This is a genomic window from Pseudoalteromonas sp. SG45-5, assembly GCF_014164085.1.
GTDB lineage: Bacteria > Pseudomonadota > Gammaproteobacteria > Enterobacterales > Alteromonadaceae > Pseudoalteromonas > Pseudoalteromonas aliena.
In genome coordinates this window covers 35651-45600 of the sequence record NZ_JACJEM010000042.1, presented here as the reverse complement: position 1 = coordinate 45600, position 9950 = coordinate 35651, and the positions used below count along the sequence as shown (strand labels likewise).

Sequence of the window (9950 nt, the reverse complement as noted above, 5' to 3'; positions counted from 1 at the left end):
CAGAGATTTTCAGTGAAAACAAGGCGAATTTACGCGTCAATAGCTGGCCTATTGCAAGTAAATTCAACGCAGTTAGCGCTGAAAATAGCTGCTCGAGATAGATTTATTATCCAGAGTTCAGGTTAATTATAAAATAAGCGATTATACAAGATGTTAAAAAGCCTATGGCAAGAGCCGTTAGGCCGTTTAAGCAAATCGAATCCAGAGACCGCTGTAAATTTAATCTCAAAAGACTCCGCCCTTAATGCGTCATATCAACAATATTTTTTAATATAAAAGTGACTAAACGTGCTTAATGAATTGCATTAAATAGCAAATGCACAATATAATAGCAATTGTTATCATTTGCATACGCTGTTTGGTATATGCTTAAGTAAATTTAATGAGCAAACAATGAATAATAAAAAAACGTTTAACGCTACACGTCGGCGACACTTATTAGCCTGCGTGATGGCACTTATTACTGCGGTTATCATAATTCCTGGAATGACCACTTATTTACCCTTTGAGATGAGTGAGCAAATTTTGCTGCCTATTTTGTTGTTTCCAATCATTTGGACAGCGTTATTTATATATGCTTATTTGGCTGAAAAAGTATGGCAGCCTTTTGTGGTGATGGGTTTATTGTGTGCTACACACGGATTATTTAGTTTTTGGGCGTTAACGCAGGGGCAAGGATGAAGTCAATTACTTTAAAAAAGCTATTTTTATTACATAGCTGGGTTGGGATAATAACCGCCGTATTATTATTTATTATTGCGTTTAGTGGTGCGTTGGCAGTACTTTCTCGCCCTGAGTTAAAAATATGGGCAAACCCTGAATTACAATCTAGCCAACACGTTGCGAGTGTTCAAGTTAACCGCTTAGTCAATGAGTACCATAAACAAGTGCCCAATGAATTTGGGGAAAACATTCATGTATTTATGCCAAGTGGCCATAATTTCTATCTGTTAACCCTTGTATTCGAATCGCACCACGGAGATGAGAATTACAGCGAGGAAGTTGCCAGAGTATTTCAGTTTCATCCCGATACACTTGCTTTGGTGAATACTTACTACGGCCCTAGCAAAGATTTTTATGCAAATAAAAAAACTGATGCCCCGAGCTATATTGGTGAATTTCATGCTGATTTACATTTAGGTCGTCCTATTGGGTTAATTCTCACTGGCTTTTTGGGGTTAACGTTATTAGTGAGTGCGATAACAGGCTTATTTATTCATCGCAAATTGATAAAAGAGTTATTTACTTTCAGACGCGACAAAGGACTCAATATTGCGATTAGTGATGGCCATAAAGTAATGGGTATTTGGGGAAGTGTATTTAATATTGTGATTGGTTTTTCAGGGGCTTTTTTGGGACTGGCAACAGTTATTTTATTGCCCGCCGCCGCTTTTGTGAGTTTTGGTGGCGATCAAAATAAGCTGATAGAAACTTTTACAGCTATACCAGAAACAGTAATAAGCCATACTAAACAGCCGACACAGCTAGACACCATACTAGAAAATGCACATAGCCGTTATCCAAAAGCAGTGATTATAGATGCAACAATAATGGCTAACAATGACGCTAACGCGCAGGTGTATTTACGTTTACTTGGTGGAGAAGCGGTGGCTTCTCAGTTACTGCACTATCGTGGAAATGGCGAATTTGTAAAATCGATGAGTAGTTTTGGTGATATATCAGGGATATCAATAAAAGTAATAGAACTTGTATTTCCAATGCACTTTGGTAATTTTGCAGGCATTTTTATCAAACTACTATGGGTGTTACTTGGTTTTTGTACTGCACTTTTACCAGTGTCTGGGATGATGATGTGGCTAGCAAAACGTACGCGAGGGATTAATGCTAGTTTATCTGAGGTTGCTTACGCGCGTTGGAACCGCTTTATTATAGGAAGTTGCGGTGGTTTAGTGTTAGCAAGCTTTGTGCTTTTCCCGCTGCAGATAATACTTAATCACAATGTCATTGGTGCTGCGCAAAATAGCTATTTTGGACCTGTATTCTTTTATACTTGGTTAGGCTGGCTATTAATAGGGTTATTGCCTGTAGATTATAAAACCTATTTTAAACAGACACTTTTACTCTGTGGGTTAGCATTGAGTGCTGTGCTGCCATTAAATGTTTTATTGAGTCACAGTAATATTATTAATTTAAACAGTGGCTTAGTTGCTATTGTTGATGCTAGCTTTATGTTTGTGGGGGCCATGTGTATTGGCTACGCGTTGAAAATAAAAGCTTCTACAAAAGCGTATATAGAGGCAAAAACTGCATGAATGAATTTTTGATATTTACGGCGATGATGAGTTTATTCGTTATGATGTTCTGCATTCGTAAAAGCACATTAACAATGTTGATTAAATTACCGTTGGTAATAGGCTTGTTTATATTAGCAACAAGCTGTTTTGTAGGCGTTTATGATGTTATAGGCGGTATAATTTGTACTTTTTCCGGTGCAATGGTTGCAGGATTGCTAACTGCATTTATTGCTGGAAAAGCAATACAATTAACAAATTAAGCTACGAAATTAATGCAGTAAACACTATTCGGATATAAATTCGGATGCTTTATTTCGCCCTGTTTTCTTTGCGTTATATAGGGCGGAATCTGCATTACTAATAAGATCTTCTGGAAGTGTTTTTGTATTGGGAATTAAAGCATAAAACCCCATGCTAACAGTAAGGCGCTTAGCAATATTTGAATAGTGATGCTCAATATTTAAGGTCTCAATTTCTTTTTGAATAAGCGCAGTAAACGCTTTGCACTGTTTTGCATCAGTGGCGGGTAAAATAATAACAAACTCTTCACCACCGTAACGCGCAGCTAAATCGCCTTGACGATTACATAACTTATTAAGTGTGCTTGCAACTATTTTTAAAGCCTCGTCACCTTGTTGATGTCCGTAGTTGTCGTTGTAATGTTTAAAAAAATCAATGTCGCATATGATTAGTGCTATGGGATGCTGATTGCGGACACAGCGCCTGATTTCATTTTTAAGTGCGCGGTCAAAACTACGTCGATTGGCTATATTTGTTAACCCATCAGTATTTGCTAACTCATTTAGCTTTTTATTGGCAGTAATGAGTTGTTGTTGAGCTAATTCTAGCTTTTTTCTGTAGTCTATATTTTTAAATGCATTAGTCAGTATTTCACCTACAAGCTTTAACCTTATTAAATCTAAATCGGTCCATTCGCGATATTCTTTTACGCTATCGCAGCCGATAAACCCAACAAGTTCTTTTTCATAACGAAGACCAATGCACAATACCGATTTTATCTCTTGTTGTTCAAATTCGATTTTTTCACTGAGTGCTGCTTTAGGAAGGGTCGATGTATCATTTACTCTGAATAAATATGTGTCATTCATTAAGCTGAAAAAATACGGCAATGCACTTTTAGGAACATCTTGTAATGTATCTTTGAAAGGTAAAATGCCTTCATTCACCCATTCATGCGTATTGCTTATTTTTGTATTGTTTTTATTGAATCTAAACAAGTAGCTTCTATCTGCATTTGCAACAGTACCAATGGCTTTCAGTGCATAGTCAATATGCTTATCGATATCGTCAATTTGTATATCAATTAAATCGGTTGATATGTTAGATATCACTTTATCAAAATTATACTCTTCATTTACGTTATTTTTAATTAGCTCAAATACGAGCATTGAAAGCGACTCATTAACGTGTGCAAGCCTTACATTTAGTAAAAACGTATTACCTTGTTTTTCAATAAGTATTTGGTTACTTGTATGCGGCAGTAAGTAATCGTTAAACAGTGATTTTATAGAGAAAATTATTTTGCTGAGAGGGTTTATTAAAGTGAGATGGTTAAAGTCATTTTCAGTTAATGGGGAATTTGTATTTAAATCAAATAATGTTTGTGCGTGCGCGTTCGCCTGGTAAGTTTGCGATTGCGTATCATGAAGTAAAACAGCAAATGGAAGATGTTTTAATGTACTCCATGTTTCTTGTGTTGAATGCAAACCCACTTATTCACTCCGCGTTATTAAATTATACTGTTTTGTAAGGTATATTTTATACTTACTCTACTACTTTTAGTACATTATCTTTCATTTTACTAATTTTTTAGTGCGTTTGAATTACCGACGTATTATAATTGATACTGTATATCATTACTCTTTTCTCACTAAGCCTGTCTATAGGCTTATTTGCATTCTAAGTATAGGTAATTCAAACAGTTCATGACAGAGATCACTACACACGAGGCGTCCCGCCGCCGGTTATTAATTGCATTAGCAATTACATGCTCATTCATGGTCATTCAAGTTATTGGCGCATATTACGCAAATTCACTTGCAGTACTTGCAGATGCAGGGCATCTATTTGTCCATAACAGCTCGCTATTCATTGCGTTAATAGCCTCAAGCCTTGCTATTCACTTTGCTAAAACTTACAACGATGGTCACCAACGAGCAGAATTATTTGGTGGGCTTATTAATGGCGTTTTATACTTAGCCATTAGCTTAGTTATTTTATATGAAGGGGGGGAGCGTTTTATTCATCATCATGAGGGCAATGAGCTTGCCATTAATAGCTTCTTGATGTCGTCTATTGCGGGTATTGGCTTTTTGTTTCACGGCGCTGCAGCGTGGGTTTTGTACAAAGGTCGTAAAGCCAGTATTAATATTTACGCTGTATTTTTACATTCGTTTTTTGATTTAATTTCAACTGTATCGACTTTTATTGCTGGTATGCTTATCTATTTTACTGGCTGGGATGTTATTGATATTTTATCGAGTATGCTTATCGCATTTTTCGTCTTATTTACAGGTATTAAGGTCATTATTCGTTGCATTCAAGGATTGCGTTTAAATAAAGAAAAGCTTCCAAAAGTGGTTGATATTGAATACGAAATAACTCACATAGAGCATGTGCATAGCGTACACAACGTAACTGTTACGCGTAAAGATAAAGAGGCCGTAGTGGGAGCCCATGTGGTACTTAAACAGCATTGCACTATCGAAAAGCATGATGAGGTCTGTCGTTTAAAAGTAGAACAGCTATTGTCATTAAAATTTAATGTTAAAAGCAGCGTATTACAAATAGAAAGTCATGCCGAGCACCAACACAGCTAGTAGTAAGTAGCCTGAACTCTGGATAATAAATCTATCTCGAGCAGCTATTTTCAGCGCTAACTGTGTTGAATTTACTTGCAGTAGGCCAGCTATTGACGCGTAAATTCGCCTTGTTTTCACTAAAAATCTCTGGCTAGAGAAAATAAATTTAAATATCACCATGATTTAATACGTTAGTAAATCTCTTAACTAGAATTCAGGTTAAGTAATACCAATTGGCATCAGTATTTGAACCATTTAACGGGTTTAATCGCCTCTATATTTAAGCAAATTGGTATAAATATCTTCATTGATGAGTCAATACGCAGGTATAGGCTCTAAATTAAGTTAATTATTTTGTTGAAACAGTCACTTTCACACAGCTTTTCAGCTTTCATCGGCTTAGCAAAATAATAACCTTGTTGTGCATAGCATCCCATATTAGTTAAAAATACCATCTGCTCTCGTGTTTCAACACCTTCAGCGATACAAGATAACTCAAGGTTGTTAGCAAGTTGAAATATACTCTTAATGATAGATTCATCACCTTTATCTATGCCAATGCTGTTTACAAAGCTTTGATCGATTTTAATCACATTAATAGGAAATTGACTCAAGTAAGTTAATGAAGAGTAGCCTGTCCCAAAGTCATCAAGGAGCAATTTGAATCCAAGCGCTTGTAACTTTTGTAGCTGTTTTGCAGCCTTAACTTTATCATCCAACAATGTATTTTCGGTGATCTCGAGGCGAAGCTGCATCGGACTTATTTGGTTGTCGTTTAGGATTGAGAGTAAACGCTTGGCTATGTTTTCTTTAAGAATATGCTTTGGCGATAAATTTAAAGAAACATAAAATAACGGGTTACTGGATAGAATGGGTGCCAATTCAGATAAGGCACGTTTTAAAGCTTGCTCAGTGAGCATTTCTATTAAGCCAGTTTCTTCTGCAATAGGGATAAACTGAGCCGGTGATATGAGCTGTCCATCGTTTTCCCAGCGCATAAGCAGTTCAACACCGTTGATTACTTTTGCTTCAATATCGACAATTGGTTGATAATGGTTAAAAAACAAGTTGTCTTTGGCGGCATCTTTTAAATTATTTTCAAGAATTAACTTTTGTTTTATTTTTTCATTCATTTTTTCGTTGAAAAACTTGAACCCGTTTCTGCCATTTTGTTTTGCATGCATCATTGCAACATCAGCATTTCTAATTAATATATCGGTTGTTTCAGCATCGAAAGGATATAATGCAACACCTATGCTGGCAGATATATTAATAGAAAAGTCTTCAATAATAACTTTGTTTGCAAGCTCTGCGCTGATTTCTTTTACGATGTGATTTAATGATTTTACCGAGCTGGTATTTTCTATTAAAACTAAAAATTCATCCCCACTTTGGCGGCCCAATGTAGAGTACTCGCCTAATATCGCGCTTACACGTTCAGCAATGTTACACAGTAGTTTATCACCCACGGCGTGGCCAAAAGAATCGTTTACAGGTTTGAATTTATCTAGATCGATAAATAAAATAGCGCACTGAGAAGCGCTCTGTTGCGCTTTTTCTATGGCTATTTCTATTTTTTGATACATTAAACTGCGATTAGGTAAGCGAGTTAAAGGATCGTAGTTTGCTAAATAGCGTAATTCGTTTTCTGCTCGTTTTTGTTCCGTCAGATCAGAGATAACAACCACATAATAGCTAACGTTATTATCCTCTTTGGCAACAGCTGTAACGCTAAGTTGGATAGGGTGGTTTTGATTTTTTTTCGTTTTAATATAAGTATCCGTATGCCAATTTTGTTTTGGTTTCAACGATTTTAGCTTGGCTGCGAATTTTTTACATTTTGCTTTGCCCATCGCTTTAATCAATAACTTAGTGCTTAATTTTGCCTTAGCTGAGCTGCTTGAAAACGCGTCTAAAAGACTATTGTTAGCAGAGAAAGGTATTAACTGAGTATCGAGAATAAGTAACCAATCATTTATTTGGCTAAATGCTTCACCAAGAACATTAGCTTGCTGCTCATTGGCGCGTTGCTCGGTAATATTTGTATATATACCAGATACATACAAAGGTTCGTTTGATAGAGAGCTATATATAATTTGGCCAATGTCTTGGAACCATAGCCAATGGCCATTTTTATGATGTAATCTATAAGTCGCTTGCCAGTTTTGCTGCGGTTCATTTTTTTGAATGAACATATTCCATAAGCTTTCGACTCTTCTACGATCATCAGGATGTATAAGGGCAATAAAGTAGGCTAATTCAATACGTTCGGGTAAATTAGTGTAGCCTAATTCATTACCTCGCAATGTGTTTACTGTTTTGCTTTTTAAATCGTAATCCCAAACACCACTTTTATTATTTCTCAGTGCTAATTCGGTTTGCTTTTGAGAATGAATTGTTGCGCGATGCGCATTTTCAATTGTAATTTTACGATGACGATATTGCCAAAAAAGTAAAAACAAAATGCTGATAATACTTAAAGTATAAATAGTGTATGCAAATGGTGACTGCCAAGGTGCATAAGCAATATTAAATAGTAGCGTGCTACTCTCGCTTGTTTTAGAGCTATTTGTACTATGTGAAGACACGGTTAAAACGTAGTCGCCAGGGGGGAGTTTAGTAAAGAATATTTTATTTGATTTCAAATTATCATAATTGAGTGACGTAGTACCCGTTAAAGATACTTCATAATAGGTTTTATCGGCATTGTGAAAGTCAAAATTTGAAAAGCTTATTTCAAGACCAATGTCGTCATGGTTCAGTGATAATGGGGTTGATGCGTATTGCATTGGGTGGTAATTCACTTGCCTTGATAGCAATGTAATATCAGTTATTAACGTTTTAAAAGTGGAGGCTTGTTGCGATTGTTCGATAAAGTCAGCGGCATCAAATGAGATTGCTCCATAACTACTGCCAAAAATTAAATTACCATTATTTAATTTATTTGCGCCAATAACACTAAATTGATTAACCGAAAGGCCATCCTTAACAGTGTAAACAGTTAAGGCTTGAGTTTGGGGATTGAGGCGATAGAGGCCATTTTGACTGCTTATCCATAAGAAACCGTATTCATCTAGCTGTAAAGAGTACATAGACTCAGTTTTTAAGCCATCACTCATATCAAAATGATATTTTCTCTCATAACTCGTCGAATCCAAGCCAATAAGGCCTTCTTGGCTGGTAGCAAGCCATAATATTTTGTTATTAATGAGCCAATCATCAATGGTGTAGAGCGTATTACCTTTTCTATTTTGGGCTGCGTAAATTATTGTAAGTGTTTGGTTTTTTTCATTATAACGAAATAGGTGCGTATACGTGCTGATCAGTAATTCATCAGGGTGGGTATCCAAAGGGCGAAGAAACGTATATGCATCGAATGGGTCAATTTGCTCTTTTAGCCCTTTAATTATCCGTACATTTTTTGTTTTCCCGTTATAGATAAAAAAGTTTTCATTACTGAAGTATGCAAACGTATCGTTTGCAATTTCAGAAAAACCGTAAAAATCAATCGGGTTATTTGGTTCTAAATCTATCGTTTGTTTTGAAACTATTTTCTTTGCTTTTTTATCAAATAAAATGAGGTCGTAGTAGCGAACTAGCCATAAATATTGAGATTCAGGTTCTAAATGAGCTGGGATAATATCAAATACTGAAAATTTTCCATAAACGGCTTTACTATCGTCAGATTCTAAATAGTTTTCAGATGTTTTCATATCAGCAGATGCGTGGGTGATGCCGTTATCTGTACCAAACCAAATTGAATCGTCATTATCTTGATAAATTGTATTAATAACGTTGTTAGCAGGTAATTTTATTTTGTTAAACCGCCTTGTTTGAATAGCCCATGTAAAAATACCTTGCGTACGTGATGCAAGCCAAAACATACCCGTTGCATCAACCATTAAATCATTAATTGTATTTTCAGTAATATTAAACTTACTTTCGCTAAAATTTAAAATAAATTCAGTGTTATCTGTGTCTCGGTGATACTGGAATAGCCCTTGCTCTGTGGCTATAAACTCTCCGTAGGGGGTTTTTTTATAATCCCAAATATTATACTCAGGAATAATTGTGGATATATTTGAAGTGTTTAAAAGAGTATTGTCATCCAGTGCTACGGCATAGAGCCCCTCTACAGTGCCCACGAGTAGACCTAATTGAGAGTCAATACTTAAAAATTTAACATCATTATTATCGAGAGTGTTTTGCGTGCGATCGTGTAGCTCAAGCTTAGTTAGTTGTTTATTAGCCAAGTTTTGTAAATACAGTCCTTTGTTTGCACCTATGAATAAGTCATTTTTGTACGCACGTAATGCGCGAATATGATTAGTTTCATCATCGATGGTAGCCTCTAAAGTGAGTGTTTGACTATTAATACGAAACGAGTAAACCTGATTGCGTATCGCAAAATAAAAGACATCTTGAATTTGCTCTACAGCTAAAATGGGCGGAATATAATTTGATTTTTCAGAGGCAACTTGGGAATAAATTTTTACAGTGCTCAAGTTAATAGGATCGATTAAATAAGCACCAGAGCTCTCTGTTGATACAATAATTTTGTCATCATGCGTTTTAAATAAATTTGCTATGTTGTAACGCTCTAACCCAACGCCTCCATCAAAGATATTAACTTGATGTCCGTCAAATCGATTTAAGCCCTGCGTAGTCGCAATCCATATAAAACCTAAATTGTCCTGTAATGACTTTGTAACATAGCTTTGCGATAAGCCTTCATCGGTAGAAATGCGTTGTAACTGTTGAGCATAGTTTTGCGATGCGAAAACGTTTCCAAAGCAAACTAAAGCAATTGTATTGAGGATAAAAAGCCATTTATTCAAACGCACTAATAAATTCTCTCATTAACATAGATTAG

General features: G+C 35.8%; 6 protein-coding genes. 4 read left to right on the top strand and 2 right to left on the bottom strand.

Annotation, left to right across the window (positions count from 1 at the left end):
• Positions 1 to 393: 393 nt before the first annotated feature.
• From H5119_RS14105 to H5119_RS14095, 3 genes are read left to right on the top strand one after another with little or no spacing between them, the layout of a single operon-like run.
• Positions 394 to 681 (top strand): hypothetical protein, encoded by a 288-nt coding sequence (locus H5119_RS14105; protein WP_182702698.1) that lies wholly within the window; start codon positions 394 to 396, stop codon positions 679 to 681.
• Complete coding sequence (locus H5119_RS14100) at positions 678 to 2273, top strand: PepSY domain-containing protein (protein ID WP_182702697.1); 1596 nt, start codon at positions 678 to 680, stop codon at positions 2271 to 2273. The genes H5119_RS14105 and H5119_RS14100 overlap by 4 nt, the downstream gene beginning before the upstream one ends.
• Positions 2270 to 2515, top strand: a complete 246-nt coding sequence (locus tag H5119_RS14095; RefSeq protein WP_182702696.1) for a hypothetical protein — start codon at positions 2270 to 2272, stop codon at positions 2513 to 2515. The genes H5119_RS14100 and H5119_RS14095 overlap by 4 nt, the downstream gene beginning before the upstream one ends.
• A gap of 24 nt (positions 2516 to 2539) precedes the next feature.
• On the opposite strand, the gene H5119_RS14090 is transcribed toward H5119_RS14095, so the two are convergent.
• Entirely contained in the window at positions 2540 to 3988 is a 1449-nt protein-coding gene (locus H5119_RS14090) for a diguanylate cyclase domain-containing protein (RefSeq protein WP_182702695.1), read from the bottom strand.
• Between the two features lie 213 nt (positions 3989 to 4201).
• Here H5119_RS14090 and H5119_RS14085 point away from each other — a divergent pair, with 213 nt between their 5' ends.
• Positions 4202 to 5095 carry a cation diffusion facilitator family transporter gene (locus H5119_RS14085; protein ID WP_182702694.1) on the top strand — a complete coding sequence of 298 codons (894 nt, stop codon included), beginning with the start codon at positions 4202 to 4204 and terminating at the stop codon, positions 5093 to 5095.
• Between the two features lie 317 nt (positions 5096 to 5412).
• Here H5119_RS14085 and H5119_RS14080 read toward each other — a convergent pair whose 3' ends face one another.
• The gene (locus H5119_RS14080) at positions 5413 to 9921 is read right to left on the bottom strand and encodes an EAL domain-containing protein (protein WP_182702693.1); all 4509 of its coding nucleotides are present in this window, start codon (positions 9919 to 9921) and stop codon (positions 5413 to 5415) included.
• Positions 9922 to 9950 lie beyond the last annotated feature (29 nt).

Bases quoted from the DNA above. Each gene is read 5' to 3' on its own strand.
- H5119_RS14085 (WP_182702694.1), top strand. From the start codon at position 4,202: ATGACAGAGATCACTACACACGAGGCGTCCCGCCGCCGGTTATTAATT.
- H5119_RS14095 (WP_182702696.1), top strand. From the start codon at position 2,270: ATGAATGAATTTTTGATATTTACGGCGATGATGAGTTTATTCGTTATG.
- H5119_RS14105 (WP_182702698.1), top strand. From the start codon at position 394: ATGAATAATAAAAAAACGTTTAACGCTACACGTCGGCGACACTTATTA.
- H5119_RS14100 (WP_182702697.1), top strand. From the start codon at position 678: ATGAAGTCAATTACTTTAAAAAAGCTATTTTTATTACATAGCTGGGTT.